We start from the raw sequence: 26,037 nt of genomic DNA on the forward strand, positions 1-26,037 counted from the left end.
AGGAGGGAGAGCGGGAGGCGAAAAGGGGCGGAGGAACAAGGAAGGCAGAGGAACAAGGAAGCATGAGGAACAAAGAAGTGGACCGGGGCGGCCGGGCCGTCGGATGATCGCGCGCATGATCGACGAAGCAGTGCGCGACAACGCCGAGTGGTGCGGGGCCATGTGCCGCGCGCACGGGCTGACCGGGACCTTCACCGAGCGCGTGTGGGCCGGCTCGCGGCGCACCCCGCCGCTGTACCCGGACGCCGTCACGCTCACGCCCGACGCCTCGGTACGGGACGTGCTCGACCGGATCGACACGGTTGCCCCGTGGGCGTCGGTCAAGGACTCCTTCGCCCGGCTCGACCTGTCGGGCCACGGCTTCCGGGTGCTCTTCGAGGCCTCCTGGATCCACCGCGCCGCCGACGCCCCGGCGCCCTCCGCGACCTCGCCCTGGACGCCGGTGACCACGGCGGACGGGCTGGCGGCCTGGGAGCGCGCCTGGGGCGGCGGTGAGCACACCGGACTGTTCCGCCCGGAGCTCCTGGCGGACCCGACGGTGACGGTGCTCGGGGGGACGAGCGGCGGGGCCGTGCTCACCCACGGCGGACCGGTGGTCGGCGTCTCCAACCTGTTCGGCCCGGCACCGGACCGGGCCTGGGCCGACTGCCTCGCCTTCGCCGCCGCCCGGTGGCCCGGCACCCCGGTGGTCGGCTACGAGGGCGGCGACGACCTCGCCCACGCCCTGCGCGCCGGGTTCACCGAACTCGGGCCCCTGAGGGTGTGGCTGGCGGACGACTGAGCACCCCGCCGGCCGACGACTGAAGCGCTTCGCCGGCGGACGACTGAGCGCCCCGAGGGCCGCCGGGAGCGACGCCGCGGGCCCCGGGGGCGGGGCCCGCGACGCGTGCGGGGCGCGGGTTCGGCCCGGCCGGAGCCGTACACGAACCGCTACGCGGTGGCGAGTTCTCGCCGCTCCGGGGTGGTGCGGGGCGCCGCGAGCGCCGCGTCGTAGCGCTGCAGCACCAGCCGGGCCAGCGCCGGGTGCGCGCCCAGCGGGGCCGAGGCGATCCAGGGCGCGGCGTCCGCGCACGCGGAGGCGAACCGGCCGGGGGCGGTGAAGTACGAGGCGACGGCGATCCGGTGGCGTCCGCGCGCCGCCAGCGCCCGCACCGCGTCCGGCACGGTCGGCGAGACGGCCGAGGCGTAGGCGGGCACCACGGGCACCCCGCCCAGCCGCTCGGACAGCATCCGGGCCGTGCGGCGGGCGTCCGCCGCGGAGTCGGGATCGCGCGAACCGGCGGCCGCCAGGACCACGGCCGCGCTGCGGCTCGCCTGGTGCCCGGGCCCCCACCCGGCCTCCGCCAGGCGCGCGTACAGGGCCTCCACCAGCAGCGGGTGCGGGCCCAGCGGTCGCGCCACCCGCACGCGGTGCCCGCGCACGGAGGCCGCCGCGGCGGGGAGGTCCCGCTTGACGTGGTAGCCGCGGCCGAGCAGCAGCGGGACCAGCACGGCGCCGCGGTCCAGGGTTCCCAGGGTGTCCGAGAGCAGCGGGGCGTTGTGCTCCATGTGCCCCAGGCGCACGTCCAGGCCCGGGCGCAGTTCGCGCACGCGCGCGAGGAGCGCGGTGACGACCGGCAGGGCGCGGTTGCCGGGGGTGCCGTGGGCGACGGCCACGAGGGCGGGCGCGGGGGAGCCCTCGGGCTCGTCCCTGCGCGTGCCGTCCAGCCTGACGTGGCACAGCTGGCTGCCGAGCTGGTCCGTGATGCGGGTGAGCAGCTCCGCCGTGCTGTCCAGCGGCAGCGATTCCCGGGGCTCCGTCATGGGGTCGATCCTGACGGCGCCACGTTGCCGGGCCGTTGCGCGAGGGTGACGGGTCCTTACCGTCCCCTTCACGGCACGCCCGGACGGACGGTAAGGGACGCGCCGTCACCGTACGGGCGCCGCACGACCCGCGCGCCGCACGGCCCGCGCGCGGCGGACGGTGAGAAACGCACCTTCACGCACGCGTGCCGCACCGCACACGCGGTCCGGGGCCCGCACACCCCTACCGCCTCCCGCCTCACCCCCCGCCGCACGCTCGGTCCGGCCCCGCACACCCCCCGCCCCACACCCCCCACCGCCCCCTCACACCCCCCGCCCCCACACCCCCGCCACCCCCGCGCCCGCCCCGTTGTCCGTGGGTCCGGTTACCTTCGGTGCATGGAAGGCACTACCGCACCCCGCGCCTACGACCACTCCGACACCGACCGCTGGGCCCCCGAACCGGACAAGCGGCCCGGACGCACGGCCTTCCAGCGGGACCGGGCGCGCGTGCTGCACTCCGCCGCGCTGCGGCGGCTCGCGGGCAAGACCCAGGTCGTCACCCCCGGCACCCGCAGCGCCGCCTGGGACGCCAGCCCGCGCACCCGGCTGACCCACTCCCTGGAGTGCGCCCAGGTCGGCCGCGAGCTGGGGGCGGCCCTCGGCTGCGACCCCGACCTGGTCGAGGCGGCCTGCCTCTCGCACGACATGGGGCACCCGCCGTTCGGCCACAACGGCGAGCAGGCGCTCAACGAATTCGCCAAGGACTGCGGCGGCTTCGAGGGCAACGCCCAGTCGCTGCGCCTGCTCACCCGCATCGAGCCCAAGCGGTTCGTGCGCAGCGAGGAGAGCGGGGAGCTGGTCAGCGTGGGCCTCAACCTCACGCGCGCGGCCCTGGACGCGGCCACCAAGTACCCCTGGGCGCGCGGCGACCACCCCAGCGACCCGGACTCGCCGAAGTTCGGCGTGTACGAGGACGACCTGCCGGTCTTCGAGTGGGTCCGCAGGGACGCGCCCGCGTACCGCAAGTGCTTCGAGGCGCAGGTGATGGACTGGGCCGACGACGTGGCGTACTCCGTGCACGACTTCGAGGACGGCCTGCACGCCGGGCACATCGACCCCAACCTGCTGCTGGCCGAGCCCGAGCGGGCCGACATCTGGGAGGTGGCCATCGGACGCTACGTACCGTCGGACACCGACCCGCAGGAGCTGGCCGACGCCCTGGAACGGCTCATCGACCAGGACTGGTGGCCGCACGGCTACGACGGCTCGGCCGTCGCCCAGGCCCGTCTGAAGGACGCCACCAGCCAGCTCATCGGCCGCTTCTGCCTGGCCGCGGAGGGCGCCACGCGCACGACGTTCGGCTCGGGGCCGCTCACCCGGTACGCGGCCGAGCTGGTCGTGCCGCGCGAGGCCCGCAACGAGTGCGCGGTGCTCAAGGCGGTCGCCGACCGGTACGTGATGCAGCGCGCCGAGCAGGAGGCCCTGCGGGCCGACCAGCGCGTCGTCCTGGCCGAGCTGGCCGAGGCGCTCACGGTGCGCGCGCCGGAGGCCCTCGACCCGCAGTTCCGGGCACTGTTCGACGCGGCCGGGGACGACCGCGCGCGCAAGCGCGTGATCGTCGACCAGATCGCCTCGCTGACGGACGCCTCGGCGCGCGCCCTGCACATGCGCCTCACCACGCGCCCCTGAGCCGGTGTCGTGGGCATTCCCCTCCGGCCGGAGGGGAATGCCGGGGACACTTCCCGGACGGCGAGGACGCGTGCGTGCGCCGGCGACCGGCCGGACCCGCTCACGGCCTCTTCCGCCATCACCCTCCGTGCGGGACGCTCGCTGGTGCGCATGGTCGGCGGCGTAGCGTGGACGAAGACGTGAACACGAGGAGGCACCAAGTGGTCGACGCAGATCAGACCTTCGTCATCATCGGCGGAGGACTGGCCGGAGCCAAGGCGGCGGAGACGCTCCGCGCCGAGGGATTCACCGGCCGAGTGATCCTCATCGGTGATGAACTCGACCACCCGTACGAACGCCCGCCCCTGTCCAAGGGCTATCTCTCCGGCAAGGAGGAGCGCGACAGCGTCTTCGTGCACGAACCCGCCTGGTACGCGCGCAACGACGTCGAACTGCACCTGGGCCAGCCGGTCACCGCGATCGACCGCGCCCGCAAGGCCGTCCGCCTCGGCGACGGCACCACGATGCACTACGACAAGCTGCTGCTGGCCACCGGCGCCGAGCCGCGCCGCCTGGACATCCCCGGCACCGACCTCGCCGGCGTCCACCACCTGCGCCGCCTCCCCCACGCCGACCGGCTGCAGGGCGTGCTCTCCGCCCTCGGCCGCGACAACGGGCATCTGGTGATCGCCGGGGCGGGCTGGATCGGCCTGGAGGTCGCGGCGGCCGCGCGCGCGTACGGCGCCGAGGTCACCGTCGTCGAGTCCGCGCCCACGCCCCTGCACGGCGTCCTGGGCCCCGAGCTGGGCCAGCTCTTCGCCGACCTGCACAGCGAGCACGGGGTGCGCTTCCACTTCGGCGCCCGGCTCACCGAGATCGTCGGCCAGGACGGCATGGTCCTGGCGGCCCGCACCGACGACGGCGAGGAGCACCCCGCGCACGACGTGCTGGCCGCGATCGGCGCCGCCCCGCGCACCGCCCTCGCCGAGCAGGCGGGCCTCGCGCTCGCCGACCGGGCCGACGGCGGCGGCATCGCCGTCGACGAGGCGCTGCGCACCTCCGACCCGGACATCCACGCGGCCGGGGACGTGGCGGCCGCCCGCCACCCGCTCCTGGACACCCGGCTGCGCGTCGAGCACTGGGCGAACGCGCTCAACGGGGGACCGGCCGCCGCGCGCGCGATGCTCGGCCAGGAGGTCTCCTACGACCGGGTCCCGTACTTCTTCTCCGACCAGTACGACCTGGGCCTGGAGTACTCGGGCTGGGCGCCCCCCGGCTCGTACGACCAGGTCGTGGTGCGCGGTGACGCGGGCAAGCGCGAGTTCATCGCCTTCTGGGTGAAGGAGGGCCGGGTGCTCGCCGGGATGAACGTCAACGTGTGGGACGTCACCGAGGCCGTCCAGGCGCTCGTCCGCGCGGGCCGGCCCGTCGACCTGGACGCCCTGGCCGACCCGTCCGTCCCGCTGGACACCCTGCTCCGCTGACCCCCGGCGGGCGGGACGCGGACCCGTGTCCGGGTCCCGCCCACCGGTCCGTCCGGCCGGCCCGTCCTGACTGTCACAGCCGCCCCGTAGACTTCATCCGTGGCAGGCAGGATCAACGATGACGACGTGAAGGCGGTACGGGACGCGGTCCCGATCGACGCCGTCGTGTCCGAGTACCTCCAGCTGCGCCCCGCGGGCGGCGGCAACCTCAAGGGGCTCTGTCCCTTCCACGACGAGAAGTCCCCCTCCTTCCAGGTCAGCCCGAGCAAGGGCCTCTTCCACTGCTTCGGCTGCCAGGAGGGCGGCGACACGATCGCCTTCGTGATGAAGATCGACCACCTCTCCTTCTCGGAGACGGTCGAGCGCCTCGCCGCCCAGGCGGGCATCACCCTGCGCTACGAGGAGGGCGGGTACAACCCCGGCACCCAGCGCGGCGAGCGCACCCGCCTGGTCGACGCCCACCAGGAGGCCGCCAGGTTCTACGTCCAGCAGCTGGACGGCCCCGAGGCGGAGATCGCCCGCAAGTTCCTCGCCGAGCGCGGCTTCGACCAGGCCGCGGCCGCCCACTTCGGCGTCGGCTACAGCCCGGCGGGCTGGGACCACCTCACCCGCTACCTGCGCGGCAAGGGCTTCACCGACAAGGAGCTGCTCACCTCGGGCCTGGCCCAGGAGAGCCGGCGCAATCCGATCGACCGCTTCCGGGGCCGCCTGATGTGGCCCATCCGGGACGTCGGCGGCGACGTCGTCGGCTTCGGCGCGCGCAAGCTGCGCGAGGACGACAACGGCCCGAAGTACCTCAACACCCCCGAGACGCCGATCTACAAGAAGTCCCAGGTGCTCTACGGCATCGACCTGGCCAAGAAGGACATCGCCAAGGCGAGCCGGGCCGTCGTCGTCGAGGGCTACACCGACGTGATGGCCTGCCACCTGGCGGGCGTCACCACGGCCATCGCGACCTGCGGCACGGCCTTCGGCGGCGACCACATCAAGATCCTGCGCCGCCTCCTGATGGACAACGGCTCCGCGCGCGTGATCTTCACCTTCGACGGCGACGCCGCCGGACAGAAGGCCGCCCTGCGCGCCTTCGAGGACGACCAGAAGTTCGCCGCCGAGACCTACATCGCGATCGCCCCGGACGGCATGGACCCGTGCGAGCTGCGGCTCGCCAAGGGCGACGAGGCCGTCGCCGACCTGGTCCAGCCGCGCACCCCGCTCTTCGAGTTCGCCCTGCGCCAGATCGTCGCGCGCTACGACCTGGAGACCCCGGCGGGCCGGGCCGCCGCGCTGGACGAGGCCGCGCCCGTGGTGGCCCGGATCAAGAACGTCGCCTCGCAGCACGAGGTCGCCGTCCAGCTCGCCGGCATGGTCGGCATCCTCGACACCCAGTTCGTCGTCAAGCGCGTCGCCCAGCTGGCCCGCTGGGCGCGCGACCGCGGCGGCCGGGGCCCCGCACCCGCCCCGGGCCGCGGGAACCAGTCGTACGAGGCGGCGCAGGCCCCCGCGGCGCCCTCGGGACCCGCCCTGAACCTGCGCAGCCCCGCCCACCGCACCGAGCGGGAGCTGCTCAAGCTCGCCCTGCAGTACCCGCACCTGGTCTCCCCGGCCTTCGACGCGTACGGGGTCGACGAGTTCACCGCCCCGCCCTACGCGGCCGTGCGCCAGTGCGTCCAGGACGCGGGCGGCGCCGACGACGCCCCCGCGGACTACGTGGAGGCGGTGCTCCAGTCCGCGCCCAACGACACGGTCCGCTCCCTGGTGCGGGAGCTGACCGTGGAGGCGGTGCACGCCAGGGCCGTGGACGAGGCCTACGCGGGAGCGCAGCTCGTCGAGGTGCGGCTGCGCGCCGTCGACCGCCGCATCCGGGACGTCCAGGGCCAGTTGAGCCGGCTCGGCGCGCACGCGGACCCGGAGCACCTGACCGCCGTACAGAACGAGCTGTGGGTCCTCACCCAGTACGCACAGTCACTGCGCACCCGGGGCGCCGAAGCCCTCTGAGGGCGCCGGCGGCGGGCAACTACCAACGGCAAGCGCCCCGTTGGCCCCGGCGCGCGGCGGCCCCACGGGCACAGGGGTGCGAAGCGCGCAGAGGCGTACGGGGCGGACGCGCGGGTAACCGTCCGGTCACGCACCGGACTCAAAAAGTCGTCGCACGCCCCTCGTGGCGGGGATGTGTCGTACCCCACACTGGGGTGCGGTGCCTGAGTCCTCGGAGCGCGGCCGGCCCACGGACCCTGGGCCTCTCACCCCCGCGGATCCGCTCATCGTGTCCGGGACGGGACCCAGCGGCTCGGCCGCCGCCCCCGTCCCGCTGCCGCACGCCCCCGAACCGGCAGCGATCACCCTGGAGGTCGCCCCCGTGCAGACCCAGACCCAGACCCTCACCCAGGCCGAGCCGGGCGTCACCGTGCCCGAGCAGAGCCGGGCCCCGCACCACCCGGAAGGGATACCGGACCCGGTCGCCGAGCGCGACCCGGCCCCCGGTCCCGGCCCGGAGCCCCGCGAGGCCGCCGGGGCGGCGGAGGCCGAGGAGGTGCCCGAACGCCGCGCGCCGCGCGCCGACTACGGCGGCAACGGCCCCTCCTCCGACCTGTTCCGCCAGTACCTGCGGGAGATCGGACGCATCCCGCTGCTCACCGCGGTGGAGGAGGTCGAGCTGGCCCGGCGCGTCGAGGCGGGCCTGTTCGCCGAGGAGAAGCTGGCCGGCGCGTCGGACCTGGACTCCCAGCTCGCGCTGGACCTGGACCGCCTGGTGGTCATGGGCCGGATGGCCAAGCGGCGCCTGATCGAGGCGAACCTGCGGCTGGTCGTCTCGGTCGCCAAGCGGTACGTGGGCCGCGGCCTGACCATGCTCGACCTGGTCCAGGAGGGCAACCTGGGCCTGATCAGGGCCGTGGAGAAGTTCGACTACGCGCGCGGGTACAAGTTCTCCACGTACGCGACCTGGTGGATCCGGCAGGCGATGTCGCGGGCACTGGCCGACCAGGCGCGCACCATCCGCGTACCGGTGCACGTGGTGGAGCTGATCAACCGCGTGGTGCGGGTGCAGCGCAGGATGCTCCAGGAGCGCGGCTACGAGCCGACGCCCGACGAGGTCGCCGCCCAGCTGGACCTGCCGCCCGAGCGGGTCAGCGAGGTGCTGCGGCTCGCTCAGGAGCCGGTGTCGCTGCACGCCCCGGTGGGCGAGGAGGACGACGTCGCGCTCGGCGACCTGATCGAGGACGGCGACGCCGCGTCCCCGGTGGAGTCGGCGGCGTTCCTGCTGCTGCGCGAGCACCTGGAGGCGGTGCTCTCCACGCTCGGCGAGCGCGAGCGCAAGGTGGTGCAGCTGCGCTACGGGCTGGCCGACGGCAGGCCCCGCACCCTGGAGGAGATCGGCCGGATCTTCGGCGTGACGCGCGAACGCATCCGCCAGATCGAGTCCAAGACCCTCAACAAGCTGCGGGACCACGCCTTCGCGGACCAGCTCAGGGGCTACCTGGACTGACGTCCGCGCGAGCGGCCGGACCGGCTCACTCCACCTCGGCGACCGCCTGGGCGAACTGGGCGCGGTACAGCCGCGCGTAGGCCCCGTCGGACTCCAGCAGGACCTCGTGCGTGCCCTGTTCGACGATCGAGCCGTCCTCCATCACGAGGATCACGTCCGCGTCCCGGATCGTGGAGAGACGGTGCGCGATCACGAAGGACGTACGGCCGTGCGCCAGCCGGGCCATGGCCTTCTGGATCAGCACCTCGGTACGGGTGTCCACGGAGCTGGTCGCCTCGTCCAGGACGAGGATCACCGGGTCGGACAGGAACGCCCGCGCGATGGTGATCAGCTGCTTCTCGCCGGCGCTGACGCCCGCGCCCTCGTCGTCGATGACGGTGTCGTAGCCGTCGGGGAGGGTGCGCACGAAGCGGTCGGCGTGCGCGGCGCGCGCGGCCTCCTCGACCTCCTCGCGGGTGACCTCGCGGGAGGACCCGTACGCGATGTTGTCGGCGATGGTGCCGCCGAACAGCCAGGTGTCCTGGAGCACCATGCCGATCTCGGCGCGCAGCTCGTCGCGGGACATCTTCGCGATGTCCACCCCGTCCAGGGTGATGCGCCCGCCGGTCACCTCGTAGAACCGCATCAGCAGGTTCACCAGCGTGGTCTTGCCCGCGCCGGTGGGGCCGACGATGGCGACGGTCTGGCCCGGCTCCACGGCCAGCGACAGGCCCTCGATGAGCGGCTTGTCCTCCTCGTAGCGGAAGGACACGTCCTCCAGCGCGACCCGGCCCTGCGGCGCGTCCGGGTCGAGGCGCTTGACGGGCACGCCCGCGTCCGGCTCCTGCTCGTCCGCGTCGAGCAGCTCGAAGATCCGCTCGGCCGAGGCGACGCCGGACTGCACCAGGTTGGCCATGGAGGCGACCTGGGTCAGCGGCATCGAGAACTGGCGCGAGTACTGGATGAAGGCCTGCACGTCACCGATGGAGAGCGAGCCGGTCGCCACCCGCAGGCCGCCGACCACGGCGACGAGCACGTAGTTCAGGTTCGAGACGAAGAACATCAGCGGCTGCATGATCCCGCTGTTGAACTGGGCCCGGAAACCGGCCTGGTAGAGCGACTCGTTGTGCTCCTGGAAGCCGTTCGCGGACTCCTCCTGGCGGCCGAACACCTTCACCAGGGTGTGCCCGGTGTACATCTCCTCGATGTGGGCGTTGAGCTTGCCCGTGGACTTCCACTGCTCCACGAACTGCGGCTGCGAGCGCTTGCCGACCTTGGCCGCGATCAGCACCGACAGCGGCACGGTCACCAGCGCGACCAGGGCGAGCAGCGGGGAGATCCAGAACATCATGACCAGTACGCCGACGATGGTCAGCAGCGAGTTGATCAGCTGGCCCATCGTCTGCTGCATGGTCTGCGAGATGTTGTCGATGTCGTTGGTCGCCCGGCTGAGCACCTCGCCGCGCTTGGCCCGGTCGAAGTACGACAGCGGCAGCCGCGACAGCTTGGCCTGCACCTCGCCGCGCATCCGGAACACCGTCCGGTTGATCACCTTGATCGAGGCGCGGGTCGCCACCAGCATCGTCAGGCCGGCCAGCAGGTACACCACGAGCACCACGAGCAGGACCTCGCCGACGGCCGGGAAGTCGATGCTCTGGCCCGGCGTGAAGTCCACGCCGGAGAGCATGTCGGCCAGGCCGTCGCTGCCCTTGGCCCGCAGCGCCTCGATGGCCTGCGCCTTGGTGGCGCCCTCGGGCATCTGCTGCCCGACGACCCCGGCGAAGACCAGGTCGGTCGCCCGGCCGAGCACCTTCGGCCCGACCACCGAGAGGGCCACGCTCACCACGGTCGCGCCGAGCATCAGCCACAGCACGCCGCGCTCGGGCGTGAAGAGCCGCAGCAGCCGCTTGGCCGAGTTCTTGAAGTCCATGGACCGTTCACCGGACTGGCCCATCATCATGCGTCCACCCGGACCGGACATCAGGCCGCCTCCGCCTCGGTCAGCTGGGAGAGCACGATCTCCCGGTACGTCTCGTTGTCACGCATCAGTTCGTGGTGGCGGCCGGTGCCCACGACGCGCCCCTCGTCGAGCACGACGATCCGGTCCGCGTCGCGGATCGTCGACACCCGCTGGGCGACGATCACGACGGTCGCCTCGGCCGTCTCGCGCGCCAGGGCGGAGCGCAGCGCCGCGTCCGTGGCGTAGTCGAGGGCCGAGAAGGAGTCGTCGAACAGGTAGATCTCCGGGCGCTGGACCAGGGTGCGCGCGATGGCGAGCCGCTGGCGCTGGCCGCCGGAGACGTTGGTGCCGCCCTGGGCGATGGGCGCGTCCAGGCCCGCGTCGAGGCCGCGCACGAAGTCGGCCGCCTGGGCGACCTCCAGCGCGTGCCACAGCTCCTCGTCGGTGGCGGCGGGATTGCCGTACCGCAGGTTGGAGGCGACGGTCCCGGAGAACAGGTACGGCTTCTGCGGCACCATGCCCACCGTCTTGGCGATCAGCGCCGGGTCGAGCGTGCTCACGTCGACGCCGTCCACCAGCACCTCGCCGCCGGTGGCGTCGAACAGCCGCGGCACCAGCCCGAGCAGGGTGGACTTGCCGCTGCCGGTGGAGCCGATGACGGCGGTGGTCTCGCCGGGGCAGGCCACCAGGTCCACGCCGCGCAGCACCGGCTCCTCCGCCCCGGGGTAGCGGAAGTCGGCGCTCCGCACCTCGAGGTGGCCGTGCCGGGACAGCTCGGTGACCGGGGAGGAGGGCGGCACGACGGAGCTGTCCGTGTCCAGGACCTCCTGGATGCGCTCGGCGCACACCTCGGCGCGCGGCACCATCATGAACATGAAGGTGGCCATCATGACCGCCATCACGATCTGCATCAGATAGGCCAGGAAGGCGGTCAGGGCGCCGATCTCCATGCCTCCGCTGTCGATCCGGTGTGCTCCGAACCAGACGACAGCGATGCTGGACACGTTCACGACCGTCATCACGGTCGGGAACATCAGCGCCATCAGGCGGCCGGTCGACATCGAGACGTCGGTCAGCTCGCTGTTGGCGCCCCGGAAGCGCTCCTTCTCGTACCCGTCCTTCACGAAGGCGCGGATGACGCGGTTGCCGGTGATCTGCTCGCGCAGCACGCGGTTCACCGTGTCCAGGCGCACCTGCATGGTGCGGAACAGCGGCCGCATCTTCTTCACGATGAGGGAGACGGCGATGCCCAGCACGGGCACCACGGCCAGCAGCACCGCCGACAGCGGCACGTCCTGCCCGAGCGCCATCACGACACCGCCGACGCACATGATCGGCGCGGACACCATCAGGGTGAACGCCATCAGGACCAGCATCTGGACCTGCTGCACGTCATTGGTCGTACGGGTGATCAGCGAGGGGGCCCCGAAGTGGCCGACCTCGCGCGCGGAGAAGGACTGCACCTGCCCGAAGACGGCGGCGCGCACGTCGCGCCCGAGGGCCGCGGCGGTCCGGGCGCCGAAGTACACGGCGCCGATGTTGCAGACGACCTGGACGACCGAGACGGCGATCATGATGCCGCCGAACTCCAGGATGTAGCCGGTGTCCCCGTTGACGACACCGTTGTCGATGATGTCGGCGTTCAGGGTCGGCAGGTACAGCGTCGCGCAGGTCTGCAGGAACTGGAGCCCCACCAGCAGGGCTATCGGTTTCTTGTACGGTTCGAGAAAGGTCCGCAGAAGTCGTATGAGCACGGGAACTACTATCGCCCGTGCCCCGGAAGTGTTACGACTCGGTTTTACCGACCCTTGGACACGCCTGGACGGGTTCCCGTCCCTGCCGCCCCGGTCGTGCGCCCCCGCCTCACGCCTCGAAGGCGCCCGGGTGGATCTCGTCCCGCGTCGCCCCGTACTGCTGGCGCACCGCCTGGCCCACGGCCAGCTCCTCGCCCGGCTCGAAGACCTGCGCGGCGGCGCCCCGCCAGGCCGGGGGCGTGCTCGCGGAGAGCTCGCCGCGGCTGACGCCCAGCGCCCAGGCGGCCTGCCGGGCCGCTCCCAGCGCCGCGTAGTCGGCCGGCTGGGGCACGACCACCTGGGCACCGAAGACCGCGGGCGCCACGGCCTGCACCGCGCCCAGCTCGGCGGCGGCGCCGAGCAGGAACACCCGGCGCACCTCCACGCCCCGCCCGCGCAGCACGTCCATCGCGTCGGCCAGCGAGCAGAGCATCCCCTCGAACGCGGCCCTGGCCAGGTGCTCGGGCTTCATCGACTCGCGCCGCAGCCCGCTCAGGGTGCCCGCCGTGTGCGGCAGCCGCGGGGTGCGCTCGCCCTCCAGGTAGGGCAGCAGGACCAGGCCGGAGGCGCCCGGGGTGGACTTCAGGGCCAGCGCGGACAGCTCCTCCAGGCTCTCGGCGCCGAGCAGCTCGGCGGCCCCGCGCAGCGCCCGTACGGCATTGAGGGTGTTCACGACCGGCAGGTGCATCCCGGTGGCGTCGGCCAGTGAGGTGACGGTGCCGCTCGGGTCGGCGACGGCCTCGTGGTGCACGGCCATCACGGAGCCGGAGGCGCCCAGCGAGACCACCGCGTCACCGGGGCCGAGGCCCAGGCCGAGCGCGGCGGCCATCGTCTCGCCGGTGCCGGCGGAGATCAGCAGGCCCTCGGGGGTGGTCCCGGCGGCCTCGGCGGGGCCGATCACCTCGGGCAGCACGGCCTGGTGGCCCAGGGCCAGCTCCACCAGGTCGGGGCGGTAGGAGCCGGTGGTGGGGGACCAGTAGCCGGTGCCGGAGGCGGCGCCCCGGTCGGTGGTACGGCGCACGGGGCGCCCGAGCAGCTGCCAGACCAGCCAGTCGTGCGGCTGCATCAGCACGGCGACCCGGGCTGCGTTCTCCGGCTCGGTGCGGGCCAGCCAGCGGAGCTTGGCGACGGGCTGCGCGGCCTGCGGGACGCAGCCCACGGCGGAGGCCCAGGCCTCGCGCCCGCCGAACGACTCGACGAGGTCGGCGGCCGCCACCTGGGCCCGCTTGTCGCTGCCGACGAGGGCGGGCCGCACGGGCGTGCCCTGGCGGTCGAGCGGGACCAGGCCGTGCGGCTGCGCGGAGACGCCGATCGCCTGGACGCCTTCGAGCAGCCCGCCGGCCGCCGCCTCGCCGAGCGAGAGCAGCCAGGCCTGCGGGTCGACGTCGGGGGCCTTGGGCTCTCCCGGGTGCGGCGCGTACCCCTGCCGCAGCACGGCGCCCGTGTCCGTGTCGCAGACGACGATGCGCGTGTAACCCGAAGAGCTGTCAAGACCGGCGACTATCCCCATGCCAGTGATTCTGCCGTACGCACGGGGTTCCCCGGGCGCCTCAGGTGTTACTGGTTCCCCACTCGTCCTCGCCGGTCCCGTCGCCGCCGCGCCCGCGCAGCGACCGCACCCGGGAGGACACCGAGTCCGGCACCTTCTCGCCTACCTTGTCACTGACCGCGTGGTAGGCCTTCCCGGCCACCTCGCGCCCGGTCTGGGCCGCTTGCTCGGCCGCGTTGCGCACGGCCGGGTTCTGGCTGAACTCACGGGCTGACTTCTTCAGCCGCTCGTAACGTTCCCGTCCGGCCCGGGTCCCCAGGACGTAGCCGAGGGTGAGTCCGAGGGCGAACGTGAGCTTGTAGCGCATGGGTGCCACCTTTCCCCTGCGTCGGTGTGGTGCGGCGGTCGGGCGGAGGGCGATACCGATTGGCGGAGCACCCCCCTGCTTGCGCTAATGTATGTCTCGCAGCGAGCGACCGCCGTCCGGCGAGTGCCCAGGTAGGTACGTTCGATGCAACGAGGCATTCCCCTGTAGCTCAATTGGCAGAGCAGCCGGCTGTTAACCGGCAGGTTACTGGTTCGAGTCCAGTCGGGGGAGCTCGGTCCCCTGTAGCTCAATTGGCAGAGCAGCCGGCTGTTAACCGGCAGGTTACTGGTTCGAGTCCAGTCGGGGGAGCTCACGGCAGACCGCCGAAGATCCCTGAAGAGGACCCCGTTGGGGTCCTTTTTCGTTTTCCGGGCACGGTCCGCGAACTTCTGGGCACGCTTCGGGAACCGGGCAGCACGCAGCGCAGTCCTCATGGTCGAGCGTTGCCGACCATCCGAGGCAGGAGATCGTATGAGCGGCTATGCTGCGGCAGACGGCGCGCACAAATGTGCGCGACGCGCCGAACGGGGCGGTAGCTCAGCCGGTTAGAGCAGCGGACTCATAATCCGTCGGCCGTGGGTTCGAGTCCCACCCGCCCCACCGGGCGTCGTCCGTGCAGGAACGTTTCGACCTGCACGGGACGATGATGCCTCCGGCGTGACGTGCACCCCGCACGACACGCCGGAGGTTTTTTCTCGCCCTCGCCCGGGTCCCACCGGACGGCCGCCCGCGCTGTCCTCCGTACGGGTGGCGCCTCCCCGGGAGGGGGCGCGCGAGGCCCTTCTCGTTGACCCCGGACCTTGACGCCGGACCTTGACCCCTGGTCTCGACGGCGGGTCCTGACGCCTGACCAGCCGTGAGCCCCGGCCGCCGTGACGGCGACCGGGGCTCGGGCGTTCGGGTGGTGCCGGGGGCCGGGGGAGCGTGGTTACTCGACGACCAGCTCGACCGGGATGTTGCCGCGGGTGGCCTTGGAGTACGGGCAGTACGCGTGCGTCTTCTCCAGGAGTGCGCGGCCCGCCTCGCCCTGGAGGTGCTCGGGGAGTTCGGCGCGCATCACGACCGCCAGGGCGAAGCCGCCGTCGTCGTCCTTGCCGATGGAGACCTCCGCCGTCACCGACGCCTCGCTCACGTCGATCTTCTCCTGGCGGGCGACCGCGCCCATCGCGCTGGCGAAGCAGGCCGCGTAGCCCGCCGCGAACAGCTGCTCGGGGTTGGTGCCCTGGCCGTTGCCGCCGAGCGCGGGCGGGAAGGCCAGCGGCAGGTCCACCTGGCCGTCGGAGCTGACCGTGCGTCCTTCGCGGCCGTTGGCGGTGGCGACGGCGGTGTACAGGGCGTCCATGGGGATCCCGTCCTCTCGGTTCGGTGGCGGTGCTGCGTTGTTCGTCGTGCTCGGTCGTGCTCAGTCGTGCTTGGTGTTGCTCGGTGGCGCTCCATATTTATAGTGCACAATTGAGTTGTGCGCAACTTAATTGGGTTCCGGGGGGTCGCGGGTAGGGTGGGAGGCATGGAGAACACCGGTGACCTGCGCGACGAGGACCTGCTGCGGCTCGACACCCAGATCTGCTTCTCCGTGCACGCCGCCTCGCGCGCCTTCAACGCCGTCTACCGCGAGCCGCTCGGCGCGCTCGGCCTCACCTATCCGCAGTACCTGGTGATGCTCGCCCTCTGGGAGCACGGCGAACTCGCCGTCAAGCGCCTGGGCGAGCTGCTGCGCCTGGACTCGGGCACCCTCTCCCCGCTGCTCAAGCGCCTGGAGGCGCACGGGTACGTCGAGCGTCGGCGCAGCGCCGAGGACGAGCGCTCGGTGACGGTGCGCCCGACGGGGGCCGGGGCGGAGCTGCGTACCGCCGCCGCCGCCGTGCCCCGGCGGATCGCCGAGGCTACCGGGCTCTCCCTGGAGGAGTTCATGGAGCTGCGCGACCGGCTGAACGCGCTGACCGGCGCGCTGGACGCGGCGCCGCGCTGATCCGGCCGGTCCGCCGGTCGGCGGACCCGTTCTGTACGTCCCCGGTGTTGCCCGGATCGTCCGCGCGGCGCTATCTTGCATTGCATGGTTCCTGGCCAAGCAAGAGACGACGTGACGGGGAAGGTGCCCAGCCAGCTCCGCAAGGGCGTGCTGGAGTACTGCGTGCTGGCCCTGCTGCGCGACGGTCCGCGCTACGGCGTGGAGATCCTGGAGGAGCTCGCCGCCGTCAGCGTCATGACCACCAGTCAGGGCACCATCTACCCGCTGCTGTCCCGGCTGCGCCGCGAGGAACTCGTCGACACCAGCCTGCGCGAGTCGCCCAGCGGACCGCCGCGCCGCTACTACACGCTCACCGCCACCGGCCGCGCGGCGCTGGAGGAGTTCACCCGCAGCTGGCCGCTCTTCCGCGACGGCGTCGACCACTTCCTCGGCGCCGCGCCCGGCGGGGGCGGCACCGCGCGCGACGGCCACCGCACCGACCACCGCACCGATCAGGGGGACCCCGCATGAACACCGTCGAGCACCCGCTCGTCACCGCCTACCTCGCCGCCGTCCAGGCGGAGACCGCGCCGCTGCCGCCCGAGCGCCGCGCCGAACTCCTCGCCGACCTGCGCGAGCACATCGCCCTCAGCGGCCCCGGCGACGACGCGCACGTGCGCGTCGTCCTCGAACAGCTCGGCGACCCCCGCACCGTCGCCGCCTCCGCGCTCGCCGAGGAGCCGTCCGCCGCCCCCGCCGCACCGGCCCCCGTACCGCCCGCGCAGGGCGCCGGACGGACCGTCGCCACCCTGCTGCTCCTCGCGTTCGGCCCGCCGCTCGGCGTGGGCAGCCCGCTGCTCGGCGGGCTCGCGGTCATCGCCGGCCTCGTGCTGCTCTGGACCTCGCCGCTGTGGACCACCGGCCGCAAGGCGCTGGCCACCGTCACCTCGGCGGTGGTGCCGCTCCTGGTGGCGCTGGGCTTCCTGATGGTCGCCACCAGCCGGGGCCTGGACGCGGTGACGCTGCTGGTGGTCCTGGCGCTCGTGCTGTGCGTGCCGGTGGGCGGCGCGGTGGTCCTGCTGGTCTCCGCCCGGCGCGCCCACGCCCGTTGACGTACCCCGTCCCGGGTCGATGACGGGGGCAACTAAAGTCGCGGCATGCTTATCGGACGGGCTCGCGCATGAGCCTCCTCGTCGACGTCGGGCCGTTGCGCACCTCCCCGCACTACCGGCGCCTGTGGTTCGGCAACACCGTCTCCTGGGTGGGCCAGGGCATGACCGCCCTCGCCATCTCCCTCCAGGTGTACGACCTCACGCACTCCACGTTCTCCGTCGGGCTCGTCGGCCTGTGCAGCCTCGTGCCGCTCGTCGTCTTCGGGCTGTACGGGGGCGCGGTCGCCGACACCGTCGACCGGCGGCTGCTCGGCCTGGGCAGCGCGATCGGTTCCGCCGTGCTGTCGCTCGCGCTGGCCTCGGCGGCGTTCGCCGGCTTCCACCACGTGTGGTTCCTGTACGCGATCGTCGCCCTGCAGGCCGTCTGCGCCGCGCTCAACTCGCCCGCCCGCAGCGCGATGATCCCCCGGCTCCTGGAGCCCGCGCAGCTGCCGGCCGCGAACGCGCTCAACTCCATGACCATGACCTTCGGCACGCTCGTCGGCCCGATGGCGGGCGGCCTCATCGTCGGCTTCTGGGGCTACCAGGCCGCGTACACGATCGACGCCGTCGCCTTCTGCGCCTCGCTGTACGCGATGTGGCGGCTGCCCTCGATGCTGCCCGACCGGGTGGGCGCCAAGCGGGCGTCCGTCCTGGACGGGCTGCGCTTCCTGGGCACCCGGCCCAATCTGCGGATGACCTTCTTCTCGGACTTCTGCGCGATGATCCTGGCCCACCCCAGGGCGCTGTTCCCCGCGGTGGCGGCCGCCTGGTACGGCGGGGACGCCCGCACCACCGGCATGCTCGTCGCCGCCCCGGCCGTCGGGGCGTTCCTCGGCGGGCTGTTCTCCGGCTGGCAGGGCAAGGTGCACCGGCACGGCCTCGCCGTGCTGATCGCGGTGTCCGCGTGGGGCACCGCGGTGGCCGTCTTCGGGCTCACCCGGCAGCTCTGGCTCGGGCTGCTGTTCCTCGGCCTCGCCGGGGCCGCCGACACCGTCTCCATGGTGTTCCGCAACACCATGCTCCAGGTCGCGGCGCCCGACGAGATGCGCGGCAGGCTCCAGGGCGTGTTCATCGTGGTGGTCTCGGGCGGGCCGCGGCTCGGGGACTTCCTGGCGGGCTCGGTGGCCGACCTGGCCTCGCCGACGGTCGCGGCGACCGGGGGAGGCGTCGCCTGCGTGGTCGCGGTGGTGCTGCTCGGCCTGAAGTGGCGCGGCTTCGCCCGCTACGACGCCCGCGAGCCCACGCCGTAGGTCCGGGGGCGGTACGGGTACGGGGGCGCCGCCCCGTACCCGTACCGCCGCACCTCACTCCGCGCCCAGCCGGCGCTTCATCACCTTGCCCATGTCGTTGCGCGGCAGCGCCTCGACGAACACCACCCGGCGCGGCCGCTTGTGCGGCGCCAGCTGGGCCGCCACGTGCGACGCCAGCGCGTCCGGGTCCGGGCGCGACGCCGGGTCCGCCGGGACCACCCAGGCCACGATCCGCTCGCCCAGGTCCGCGTCCGGCTCGCCGGTCACCGCGGCCTCGGCCACCCCCGGGTGCTCCAGGAGCGCGTTCTCGATCTCGCCCGCGCCGATCTTGTAACCGCCGCTCTTGATCAGGTCGGTGGCCTTGCGGCCCACGATCCGCACCGTGCCGCCGGCCTCCCGCACCGCCATGTCACCGGTGCGGAACCAGTCCCCGTCGAACGCCTCGCGCGTCGCGTCCGGACGGTTCAGGTACTCCGTGAACAGGTTCGGGCCCCGCACCTGGATCTCGCCGACCGTCTCGCCGTCGTACGCCCCGATCTCCGTGCCGTCCTCCTCGACCAGCCGCAGCTCCACCCCCGGCAGCGGCACGCCCACCGTGCCCGGGCCCGCCGGCGCGTCCGCGCGCACGCTGGTGTTCATCAGGGTCTCGGTCATCCCGTACCGCTCGACCACCCGGCGCCCGGTCGCCGCCGCGATCAGCTCGTGGTCGTGCAGCGGGAGCGCCGCCGACCCCGACACCAGCAGACGGGCCCCGGCCAGCGCCTTCGCCAGCTCCGCGCCCGTCCCGCCCGTCCCGTCCGCGCCGTCCAGCGCCAGCGCGAGCCGGTGGTACATCGTCGGCACCCCGAACAGCATCGTCCCGCCGTCCGCCAGCTCCCGCGCCACGCCCTCCACCGAGAACCGGCCCAGGTGCCGCAGCGCCCCGCCCCGGCGCAGCGGGCCCAGCACGCCCAGGATCAGCCCGTGCACGTGGAACAGCGGCAACCCGTGCACCAGCACGTCCCGCGCCGTCCACCCCCAGGCGTCCTCCAGCGCGTCCAGCGTCGCCGCGACCGCGCGGCGCGGCAGCACCACGCCCTTGGGCGCGCCCGTCGTCCCCGAGGTGTAGACGATCAGCGCGGGCGCCGAGGGCGGCGGCTCGGGCAGCCGCTCCGGCGCGCGGCCCCCGCCCGTCACGTCGATCCGGGGCAACCGGGCGAGCCCGCCCGGGAGTTCGTCGCCCGGGGCGGCGAGGATCAGGCCCGGCGCGCTGTCCGCCAGGATGTGCTCCAGCTCCCGCTCGCCGATCTTCGGGTTCAGCGGCACGGCCGGGACGCCCGCGAGCAGCGCGGCCACCGTCGCCACCGCCGTCTCCAGGGTCGGCGTCGCCCACACCGCCACCCGGCCCGCGTCCGCGAGCCGTACCGCCAACGCGCCCGCCGCGTCGGCCAGTTCGCCGTAGGTCAGGGCGCGGTCCCCGAACCGCAGGGCGGGAAGCGCCGATCCGGCGGTCAGCGCCGGGAAGAGTGAACTCACCGAAGGCTCCTTCTGCGTGCTGTGCTGCGTACCTGCGTCGGTCCCTGCCTACCGTGCCGGGAACCCGGTGCGTGCACGGGGGTGGCCTTCGCGCCGCACAGGCCCCAGCATTCTCCCCAGCACTCGCGTACTCGTGCGTAACAAGTCCCGCACCCGACCGGTGAGCCAGTGAGGGAGAAACGGTGCCGATACCGACCCCGAGGTCGTACCCGATACGTGTCCCGCTGGTCAGCGCCCTGGTGGGCCTGATCGCGCTGCTGCTCCCCGGGGCCGCCGCGCACGCCGCGCCCCGGGCAGCCGCCCGCACCCCCGTCATCTTCGTCCACGGCTACAACGCCGACCCCGGGGTCTGGGGCGGCCTGCGAGCGGACTTCAAGGCCGACGGGTACACCGACGCCGACCTGTTCTCCTGGGGGTACGACACCCACCAGTCCGTCAACGAGACGCTGTCCGGGCGCTTCTCCTCGTACGTCGAGGAGGTCCGCCGCCGGACGGGCGCGGCCAAGGTCGACGTCGTCGCCCACTCCTTCGGCAGCCTGGTCACCCGCTGGTACGTCAAGCACGGCGGCGGGACCGCCACCGTCGACCGCTGGGTCTCCCTCGCCGGCCCCAACCACGGCACCTCCACCGCCTGGGCGTGCGCCCTGTGGGACCAGGCCTGCCGCGACATGACCCCGAACTCCTACGTCCAGAAGGGGCTCGCCGAGGGCGACGAGACGCCCGGCGCCGTCCGGTACGCCACCTGGTGGTCCAACTGCGACGAGGTCATCAACCCCGACAACAGCGTCCCCCTGGCCGGCGCCACCAACAACCCGGCGGGCTGCCTCAAGCACAACGACCTGCTGGGCGACGACGGGGTCTCGCAGGGGGTGCGGGACTTCCTGCGGTAGGCGGTACGGGACTTCCGCGGTGGGCGGTACGGGACTCGGGGGCGGGGGAGTCGGCCGTACGGGCGCCGGGCGCGGTGGCCCCAGCGCCTCAGGACCGAGGCGACTCCCACTCCACCGTCGTCCCCGCCGGCTCCGCCGCGCCGCCCACCGCCTCGCGCCCGTCGTCCGCCACCGTCAGCCGGACCCGCTCCCCGTCCACCGACACCGACACGTCGATCCGCGTCACCCCGACCCTGCGGTGCGCCGCCGCCAGCGCGCCCCGCAGGGCGGTGAGCAGCTTCTGCGCCGCCGCCTCGCCGACCAGGGTGTCCACCGCGCCCGCGAAGTGCACCGACGGCTGGAAGCCGAGCAGCACCCCCGCCCCGCCGGTCTCCCGCAGGACCCGGCCCCGGAAGGACGTCGGGGCGTCCGCCGGGGGCTGCTGGAGCGCGAAGATGGTGGTGCGGACCTCCTGGATCGTGGAGTCCAGCTCGTCCACCGCGCGCGAGAGCAGCTCGTCGGTGTCGTCCTCGGCCGCCCGGCGGCGGGTCGACTCCAGCATCATCTCCGTCGCGAACAGCCGCTGCACCACCAGGTCGTGCAGGTCGCGGGCGATCCGGTCGCGGTCCTCGTACACCGCGAGCTGCTCGCGGTTGTGCTGGGCGTCGGCGAGCACCAGGGCCAGCGCCGCCTGCGAGGCGAACTGGGAGGCGAGCAGCCGGTCCACCGCCGTGTACGGCCGGCCGCCCCTGCGGCGCGGCAGCGCCAGCGTCCCGATCAGCCGGCCCCCGCTCTGCAGCGGCAGCATCATCGAGGGCCCGAAGCGGGCGCGCACGTGCGTGGTCATCCGCTCGTCCGTCGAGGAGTCCTCGATGAACACCGGTTCGCCGCCGAGGAGCTGGACCAGTACGGGGGAGCCGGGAGCGATCATCGTGCCCACGATGTCGGCCTCCTCGTCCAGCGTGGAGGCGGCCACGATCTCCATCCCGCCGTCCTCGGTGGGCTGGAGCACCACGCCCGCGGCCGCGTCCGCGAGCAGCCGCGCCCGCTCGGCCACCTCCCGCAGCGCGTCCTGCGCCGCCTCCCCGGTCAGCAGCGCCGTGGTCACCGCCGCGGCGCCCTCGATCCAGCGCTCGCGCTGCCGGGCCGTCTCGTACAGCCGCGCGTTGCCGATCGCGATGCCCGCCTGGGAGGCCAGCACCCGCAGCAGCGCCAGGTCCTCCTCGGTGAAGGGGCCCTCGTGCTTGTCGGTCAGGTAGAGGTTGCCGAACACCTCGGTGTGCACCCGGATCGGCACCCCCAGGAAGCCGTGCATCTCCGGGTGGCCCGGCGGCATCCCGGCCGAGCGGGGGTCCGCCGTCAGGTCGGCCAGGCGCAGCGGCTGGGGCTCGCGGATCAGTACGCCGAGGAGTCCGGCGTGCCCGTCCGGCAGCCGCCCGATCCGCCGCCGCGCCCCGTCGTCGATCCCGGCCGTGAACAGCTCGCTCAGCCGCCCCTGTCCGGGGTCGACCACGCCCAGCGCCCCGTACCGCGCGCCGGTCAGCTCGGTGGCGGTGTCCACGATGTGCTGGAGCGTGCCGCGCAGCTCCAGGTCGGTGCCCACGCTCAGCACCGCTTCGAGGAGCATCGGCAGCCGGGGCGTCCCGGGTCCGCCGGTGCCGCCCGCGCCGCCGGTGTCGTCCTGATCCATCGTCAGTGTCCCGCCGTCCGCGCGTCCTTCGAGTGGAGCAAAGCCTCATTGTCCCGCATACGGGGCAGGGCCGGGCGGTCGGGTGGTGACCGCCCGCCCGCGCCCCGGCCGCCCGCGCCGTCAGCGGGCCGCGTCGGCGGCCTCGCCCAGCGGGTCGAGCACCATCGGCTGGATCTTGCCCTCCAGCATGGCGCCCAGACCGAGGATCGCGCACACGTCGGGCCGCTCGGCGATGTGCACCGGCATCCCCGTGGCGTCCCGCAGCATCTGGTCCAGGCCCGGCAGCAGCGCGCTGCCGCCGACCATCATGATCCCGCGGTCCGCCAGGTCGGCCACCAGGTCCGGCGGGCAGTCCCGCAGCACCTTTCCGATCCCGTCGAGGACCGCCGTCAGGGGCGTGTGGATCGCGCTGCGCACCGCCGCCGTCTGCACCTGGACCGAGCGCGCCAGGCCCGTCGCCACGTCCCGGCCGTGGATCTCCGTCGACTCCGGGCCCTGCGGGGTGAGGCCGTTGCCCGAGAGGGCCAGCTGCAGCGGCCGCACCGACTGGCTCGGCAGCATCAACTCGTGCTGGTGGCGCAGGTGCTGGATCACCGCGTGGTCGATCGCGTCCCCGCCCACCGGGATGCGCTCCGCCGTCACGATCGCCCCCAGCGACAACACCGCCACCTGCGTCGTCGCCGCCCCGCACACCATGATCATGGTGGCCGTCGGCTGCTCCACCGGGAGCCCGCAGCCCACCGCCGCCGCGATCAGCGTGTCCACCAGCTCCACCCGCCGGGCCCCGAGCCCCACCAGGGTCTCCACCGCCGCGCGCTGCGCCAGCGGGTCGCTGTCGTGCGGGGTGCAGGCCGCGGCCCGCAGCCGGGGCTTGCGCCGCAGCTGCCTGCGCAGCTTCTCGCCCAGCAGGTGCCGCAGCATCCGCCGGGCCATCTCGATGTCCACGACCGTGCCGCCGGAGACCGGGCGGACCACCCGGATGTAGTCGGGGGTGCGGCCCGTCATCTTCTCCGCGAACGCCCCGACCGCGATCAGCGCGCCGGTGCGGGTGTTCACGGCCGCCACGCTCGGCTCGTCGACGACGAGCCCGGACCCCTTCACGTACACACGGGTCCTGGCGGCCCCCAGGTCGACGGCGACGTGGCAGCGGCGCAGCTGCTCAAGACTGACGGTCACGGCGGATCCTCCCGAGAGCGGTTCTTGTTCGCATCGTGCGATCGCCGCGCCCCGGGCGCGCGCTGGGTGAGCCGGTCGGGGGTACGTCGCGGCACCGCGCGCCGGAGTCGCCCGCGGGAGTACGGAGCTGACGGCGCGCCAGGACCCGGCGCGGGCAGCGCCTCCGACGCCCCGTCAGGACCTCACAACGCCCCCCGACGCCCCGTCAGGACCCCGCAAGCCCTCCGACGTCCCGTCAGAGCACCCGCTGGAACAGCCCCCAGGTGAACTCCGCCACGCAACTCCCGCCGCCCGGCAGGGTCAGGTCCAGCTGCCAGCGCGTCGGCGCGCTGCCCTCGCGCGGGCGGGCCGGGGCGAAGGCGCGCGCCGCCTCGTCCACCGTGCAGCACCAGGGGGTGAGGTCCTCGGCGGTGCGCAGTGCGGGGCCCGGCGCGCCCGGCGCCCGTACCAGCCACTCGTTCCACACCGCCCCGCCGGGACCGGCCAGCACCTCGAACCGCAGGTCGGGCCAGAGCGGCAGCGGCCAGAGGTAGGCGTCGCAGTCCAGGTCGCCGATCCGCCGCCGCGCGTGCGACTCCGGTTCGCCGAGCACCGATCGGTAGCGGGACAGCGAGCCCCGGCCGCGCGGTGAACGGACCATCGCCTGCCAGCGCTTGTTCGCCTCGCGCATCTCGGCGAGCGAGGCGCCCAGCGCGATCCGGGCGTCCTCCACGGGCCCCGGCTGGAAGTCGGCCATCCTGCGCAGCAGGACGAGCTGGAAGTCGAGCGGTCCGAACGGCCGGGCGGAGTCCATGCCGCCATTGTGCCCGGGCCTTCACCGTGCCCGGGCCTTCACCGTGCCCGGGCCGTCACCGTGCCCGGGCCGCCCGGGTGGGGCGTTCCCGTTCCGCCTCCCACACCCCCGGGGCACCACGTTCCACACAAGACCCTCACAGCCACACCTATCTCAGCCGCCCCGCCGCCGCATACTCTGCGGCAGCCATGGACTACTGCCACCCGTGCCGACGGCACCTCAACGGCGCACTGGCCTGCGCCGGGTGCGGCACCCCCGCCGAGGAGCTGCGGCGCCCCGCCCCCGCCGCCGCCCCGGCGGCCGACGAGCGCGTCTTCGAGCTGACCCCCGAAGAGCCGCGCCGTCCGGCCCCGGGCCACCGGCGCGCGGACGCCCCCGCGCGCCGGGGGCGCGGCAGCCGCAGGGCCCGGCGCGGTCGCGGCCGCAAGGCGGTCCTGGCACTGGCCGCCCTCGCGCTCGCCGCCGGTGGCCTCGGCCTCGCCTCGCTGGCCCACGAGCGGTCCGGGGGCGGCGACGCCGTCGCCGTACGGGAAGAGGCGGCGGCGGACACCCCGCTGCCCGTCGAGCCCAGCGCGAGCGCCGCACGGCCGGAGCGCCCCGAGGTCTCGAAGGGCCCGGGACGGACGAAGCGGCCCGAGGAGCCCGTGGCGGCGACGTCCCGGGCGGCGGTCCGTACGGAGGGCCCCGGCCGGGTCACCGCGTCCGGCGCCGTGCGCCCGCTGCCCGCCGCGTCCGCGTCCGCCCCGGACGCGCCCACCAGCGGCCCGCAGGCACCGGACCCGGCGCCCACGGAAGGGCCCGCGGACCCGCCGCCCGCCACCGGCCCCGCGCGTCCCGCGCCCGGCCCGTCGGCCTCCGCCTCCGCGCCCGCCCCGTCACCCTCGCCGTCGCAGACGTGCACGTGGTGGCTGTGGTGGTGCGTGTGAGTCCCGGGGCCGCCCCGGCCGAAAGGGCCTAGGAGCCGTCGGGCCCGGGAGCCGTCAGACTCCGGGTGCGTCCGGCCCGCCCAGCATCCGCTGGAGCAGGTCCCGCAGCACCGTGCGCTCCCCGGCCGTCAGGTCCGCCAGCGGCTCGCGCGCGAAGTCCAGGGAGTCGCGCAGCCGGCCCGCCGTGGAGCGGCCCTCCTCGGTGGCCGCGGCCAGCTTCACCCGCCGGTCGGCCGGGTCGGGGCGGCGCTCCACCAGGCCCCGGGCCTCCAGGCGGTCCACGATGCCGGTGATGTTCGACGGCTCGCAGCGCAGCTTGCGGGCGATCTGGCGCATGGGCGTCGGCTCCAGGGAGAGGAGTCCGAGGACGCGGGCCTGGGCGCCGGTCAGCGAGTGCTGGGCGGCGGCCTGCTCGTACTCCTCGTGGTAGCGCGCCACGATGGCGCCGATCAGCTCGACGACTTCCAGGGTCAGGGGGTCGGTGCGGCGGTCCGCGCGCTTGGTGGCCATGGTCCGAGGATACCCATTTACTTGACAACCTGAAATATTCAGGAGCATGGTTGTTTCAGGTAGTGAAGCTTTTTTGAGAAGCTTCTCGCGGGGCCGGACGGCCCCGCCCCCCCCCCGGCCGCCCCCCGCCGGCCGCGCACGGTGCGGTCAGCCGGCCCCCCCCCGAGCAACGCCCCCGGGAGCGCGGGCGGGCGCAG

The 26,037-nt window shown here is 73.9% G+C and carries 22 protein-coding genes and 3 tRNA genes; 14 read left to right on the forward strand and 11 right to left on the reverse strand.

The genetic code is table 11. The features are described 5' to 3' along the window. Window positions 1–115: 115 nt before the first annotated feature. Complete coding sequence (locus ABT160_RS00925; RefSeq protein ID WP_351641825.1) at window positions 116–781, forward strand: hypothetical protein; 666 nt, start codon at window positions 116–118, stop codon at window positions 779–781. Window positions 782–930: 149 nt separating this feature from the next. On the opposite strand, the gene ABT160_RS00930 is transcribed toward ABT160_RS00925, so the two are convergent. Continuing rightward, entirely contained in the window at window positions 931–1,803 is an 873-nt protein-coding gene (locus ABT160_RS00930) for a sirohydrochlorin chelatase (protein WP_351641828.1), read from the reverse strand. Window positions 1,804–2,181: 378 nt separating this feature from the next. Here ABT160_RS00930 and ABT160_RS00935 point away from each other — a divergent pair, with 378 nt between their 5' ends. From ABT160_RS00935 to ABT160_RS00950, 4 genes are all read left to right on the forward strand, one after another. Further along, complete coding sequence (locus ABT160_RS00935; RefSeq protein WP_351641831.1) at window positions 2,182–3,474, forward strand: deoxyguanosinetriphosphate triphosphohydrolase; 1,293 nt, start codon at window positions 2,182–2,184, stop codon at window positions 3,472–3,474. 200 nt (window positions 3,475–3,674) lie between these two features. Next, window positions 3,675–4,937: an NAD(P)/FAD-dependent oxidoreductase gene (locus ABT160_RS00940; protein WP_351641833.1), complete on the forward strand. Its 1,263-nt coding sequence runs from the start codon at window positions 3,675–3,677 to the stop codon at window positions 4,935–4,937. Window positions 4,938–5,036: 99 nt separating this feature from the next. Then, window positions 5,037–6,932, forward strand: a complete 1,896-nt coding sequence (gene dnaG / locus ABT160_RS00945) for a DNA primase (protein WP_351641836.1) — start codon at window positions 5,037–5,039, stop codon at window positions 6,930–6,932. Window positions 6,933–7,131: 199 nt separating this feature from the next. Next, a complete protein-coding gene (locus tag ABT160_RS00950; protein WP_351641838.1) occupies window positions 7,132–8,421 on the forward strand; it encodes an RNA polymerase sigma factor in 1,290 nt (429 codons plus the stop codon). Between the two features lie 25 nt (window positions 8,422–8,446). Here the strand turns inward: ABT160_RS00950 and ABT160_RS00955 are convergent, their stop codons facing one another. From ABT160_RS00955 to ABT160_RS00970, 4 genes are all read right to left on the reverse strand, one after another. Next, window positions 8,447–10,381, reverse strand: a complete 1,935-nt coding sequence (locus ABT160_RS00955; protein WP_351641840.1) for an ABC transporter ATP-binding protein — start codon at window positions 10,379–10,381, stop codon at window positions 8,447–8,449. Continuing rightward, complete coding sequence (locus tag ABT160_RS00960; RefSeq protein WP_351641842.1) at window positions 10,381–12,114, reverse strand: ABC transporter ATP-binding protein; 1,734 nt, start codon at window positions 12,112–12,114, stop codon at window positions 10,381–10,383. The genes ABT160_RS00955 and ABT160_RS00960 overlap by 1 nt, the downstream gene beginning before the upstream one ends. 109 nt (window positions 12,115–12,223) lie before the next feature. Beyond that, window positions 12,224–13,663 carry an FGGY family carbohydrate kinase gene (locus tag ABT160_RS00965; RefSeq protein WP_351641844.1) on the reverse strand — a complete coding sequence of 480 codons (1,440 nt, stop codon included), beginning with the start codon at window positions 13,661–13,663 and terminating at the stop codon, window positions 12,224–12,226. Window positions 13,664–13,703: 40 nt separating this feature from the next. Next, entirely contained in the window at window positions 13,704–14,009 is a 306-nt protein-coding gene (locus ABT160_RS00970; protein ID WP_351641846.1) for a YtxH domain-containing protein, read from the reverse strand. Window positions 14,010–14,167: 158 nt separating this feature from the next. Here ABT160_RS00970 and ABT160_RS00975 point away from each other — a divergent pair. From ABT160_RS00975 to ABT160_RS00985, 3 genes are all read left to right on the forward strand, one after another. Further along, a tRNA-Asn gene (locus tag ABT160_RS00975) sits at window positions 14,168–14,240 on the forward strand. Window positions 14,241–14,245: 5 nt separating this feature from the next. Next, a tRNA-Asn gene (locus tag ABT160_RS00980) sits at window positions 14,246–14,318 on the forward strand. A 217-nt stretch (window positions 14,319–14,535) separates the two neighbouring features. Next, window positions 14,536–14,609, forward strand: a tRNA-Ile gene (locus ABT160_RS00985). A gap of 328 nt (window positions 14,610–14,937) precedes the next feature. On the opposite strand, the gene ABT160_RS00990 is transcribed toward ABT160_RS00985, so the two are convergent. Then, window positions 14,938–15,351 carry an organic hydroperoxide resistance protein gene (locus ABT160_RS00990; RefSeq protein WP_351641848.1) on the reverse strand — a complete coding sequence of 138 codons (414 nt, stop codon included), beginning with the start codon at window positions 15,349–15,351 and terminating at the stop codon, window positions 14,938–14,940. A 165-nt stretch (window positions 15,352–15,516) separates the two neighbouring features. On the opposite strand from ABT160_RS00990, the gene ABT160_RS00995 reads away from it, so the two are divergent. The 4 genes from ABT160_RS00995 to ABT160_RS01010 all read left to right on the forward strand — a co-directional run bounded on the left by ABT160_RS00995 (window position 15,517) and on the right by ABT160_RS01010 (window position 18,361). Beyond that, window positions 15,517–15,978 carry a MarR family winged helix-turn-helix transcriptional regulator gene (locus ABT160_RS00995; RefSeq protein ID WP_351641850.1) on the forward strand — a complete coding sequence of 154 codons (462 nt, stop codon included), beginning with the start codon at window positions 15,517–15,519 and terminating at the stop codon, window positions 15,976–15,978. Between the two features lie 84 nt (window positions 15,979–16,062). Further along, window positions 16,063–16,488: a PadR family transcriptional regulator gene (locus ABT160_RS01000; RefSeq protein ID WP_351641852.1), complete on the forward strand. Its 426-nt coding sequence runs from the start codon at window positions 16,063–16,065 to the stop codon at window positions 16,486–16,488. Beyond that, window positions 16,485–17,069, forward strand: coding sequence for an HAAS signaling domain-containing protein (locus ABT160_RS01005; RefSeq protein WP_351641854.1), 585 nt, complete (start codon window positions 16,485–16,487; stop codon window positions 17,067–17,069). The genes ABT160_RS01000 and ABT160_RS01005 overlap by 4 nt, the downstream gene beginning before the upstream one ends. 68 nt (window positions 17,070–17,137) lie before the next feature. Next, on the forward strand, window positions 17,138–18,361 hold the full coding sequence (locus ABT160_RS01010) for an MFS transporter (RefSeq protein WP_351641856.1): 1,224 nt from the start codon (window positions 17,138–17,140) through the stop codon (window positions 18,359–18,361). 54 nt (window positions 18,362–18,415) lie between these two features. Here the strand turns inward: ABT160_RS01010 and ABT160_RS01015 are convergent, their stop codons facing one another. After that, on the reverse strand, window positions 18,416–19,876 hold the full coding sequence (locus tag ABT160_RS01015) for an acyl-CoA synthetase (protein ID WP_351641859.1): 1,461 nt from the start codon (window positions 19,874–19,876) through the stop codon (window positions 18,416–18,418). Window positions 19,877–20,064: 188 nt separating this feature from the next. Between ABT160_RS01015 and ABT160_RS01020 the strand changes: the two genes are divergently transcribed. Beyond that, on the forward strand, window positions 20,065–20,766 hold the full coding sequence (locus tag ABT160_RS01020; RefSeq protein WP_502984146.1) for an esterase/lipase family protein: 702 nt from the start codon (window positions 20,065–20,067) through the stop codon (window positions 20,764–20,766). 88 nt (window positions 20,767–20,854) lie between these two features. Here the strand turns inward: ABT160_RS01020 and ABT160_RS01025 are convergent, their stop codons facing one another. The 3 genes from ABT160_RS01025 to ABT160_RS01035 all read right to left on the reverse strand — a co-directional run bounded on the left by ABT160_RS01025 (window position 20,855) and on the right by ABT160_RS01035 (window position 24,404). Beyond that, window positions 20,855–22,435 carry a GAF domain-containing sensor histidine kinase gene (locus ABT160_RS01025; RefSeq protein ID WP_351641864.1) on the reverse strand — a complete coding sequence of 527 codons (1,581 nt, stop codon included), beginning with the start codon at window positions 22,433–22,435 and terminating at the stop codon, window positions 20,855–20,857. A 120-nt stretch (window positions 22,436–22,555) separates the two neighbouring features. After that, window positions 22,556–23,611 carry a rod shape-determining protein gene (locus tag ABT160_RS01030; RefSeq protein WP_351641867.1) on the reverse strand — a complete coding sequence of 352 codons (1,056 nt, stop codon included), beginning with the start codon at window positions 23,609–23,611 and terminating at the stop codon, window positions 22,556–22,558. 235 nt (window positions 23,612–23,846) lie between these two features. After that, a complete protein-coding gene (locus tag ABT160_RS01035; RefSeq protein ID WP_351641870.1) occupies window positions 23,847–24,404 on the reverse strand; it encodes a hypothetical protein in 558 nt (185 codons plus the stop codon). A 188-nt stretch (window positions 24,405–24,592) separates the two neighbouring features. Here ABT160_RS01035 and ABT160_RS01040 point away from each other — a divergent pair, with 188 nt between their 5' ends. Continuing rightward, window positions 24,593–25,330, forward strand: coding sequence for an SCO2400 family protein (locus ABT160_RS01040; RefSeq protein ID WP_351641872.1), 738 nt, complete (start codon window positions 24,593–24,595; stop codon window positions 25,328–25,330). Window positions 25,331–25,384: 54 nt separating this feature from the next. Here the strand turns inward: ABT160_RS01040 and ABT160_RS01045 are convergent, their stop codons facing one another. Next, window positions 25,385–25,840, reverse strand: a complete 456-nt coding sequence (locus tag ABT160_RS01045) for a MarR family winged helix-turn-helix transcriptional regulator (RefSeq protein ID WP_351641874.1) — start codon at window positions 25,838–25,840, stop codon at window positions 25,385–25,387. Window positions 25,841–26,037: the final 197 nt, after the last annotated feature.

It is taken from the genome of Streptomyces sp. NPDC001941 (assembly GCF_040296945.1).
Lineage (GTDB): Bacteria > Actinomycetota > Actinomycetes > Streptomycetales > Streptomycetaceae > Streptomyces.

What these genes read in the sequence shown, in the direction of transcription:
- ABT160_RS00925 (WP_351641825.1), top strand. Translation starts at nt 116, where the DNA reads ATGATCGACGAAGCAGTGCGCGACAACGCCGAGTGGTGCGGGGCCATG.
- ABT160_RS00930 (WP_351641828.1), bottom strand. Translation starts at nt 1,803, where the DNA reads ATGACGGAGCCCCGGGAATCGCTGCCGCTGGACAGCACGGCGGAGCTG.
- ABT160_RS00935 (WP_351641831.1), top strand. Translation starts at nt 2,182, where the DNA reads ATGGAAGGCACTACCGCACCCCGCGCCTACGACCACTCCGACACCGAC.
- ABT160_RS00955 (WP_351641840.1), bottom strand. Translation starts at nt 10,381, where the DNA reads ATGTCCGGTCCGGGTGGACGCATGATGATGGGCCAGTCCGGTGAACGG.
- ABT160_RS00965 (WP_351641844.1), bottom strand. Translation starts at nt 13,663, where the DNA reads ATGGGGATAGTCGCCGGTCTTGACAGCTCTTCGGGTTACACGCGCATC.
- ABT160_RS00970 (WP_351641846.1), bottom strand. Translation starts at nt 14,009, where the DNA reads ATGCGCTACAAGCTCACGTTCGCCCTCGGACTCACCCTCGGCTACGTC.
- ABT160_RS00990 (WP_351641848.1), bottom strand. Translation starts at nt 15,351, where the DNA reads ATGGACGCCCTGTACACCGCCGTCGCCACCGCCAACGGCCGCGAAGGA.
- ABT160_RS00995 (WP_351641850.1), top strand. Translation starts at nt 15,517, where the DNA reads ATGGAGAACACCGGTGACCTGCGCGACGAGGACCTGCTGCGGCTCGAC.
- ABT160_RS01000 (WP_351641852.1), top strand. Translation starts at nt 16,063, where the DNA reads ATGGTTCCTGGCCAAGCAAGAGACGACGTGACGGGGAAGGTGCCCAGC.
- ABT160_RS01005 (WP_351641854.1), top strand. Translation starts at nt 16,485, where the DNA reads ATGAACACCGTCGAGCACCCGCTCGTCACCGCCTACCTCGCCGCCGTC.
- ABT160_RS01010 (WP_351641856.1), top strand. Translation starts at nt 17,138, where the DNA reads ATGAGCCTCCTCGTCGACGTCGGGCCGTTGCGCACCTCCCCGCACTAC.
- ABT160_RS01025 (WP_351641864.1), bottom strand. Translation starts at nt 22,435, where the DNA reads ATGGATCAGGACGACACCGGCGGCGCGGGCGGCACCGGCGGACCCGGG.
- ABT160_RS01035 (WP_351641870.1), bottom strand. Translation starts at nt 24,404, where the DNA reads ATGGACTCCGCCCGGCCGTTCGGACCGCTCGACTTCCAGCTCGTCCTG.
- ABT160_RS01040 (WP_351641872.1), top strand. Translation starts at nt 24,593, where the DNA reads ATGGACTACTGCCACCCGTGCCGACGGCACCTCAACGGCGCACTGGCC.
- ABT160_RS01045 (WP_351641874.1), bottom strand. Translation starts at nt 25,840, where the DNA reads ATGGCCACCAAGCGCGCGGACCGCCGCACCGACCCCCTGACCCTGGAA.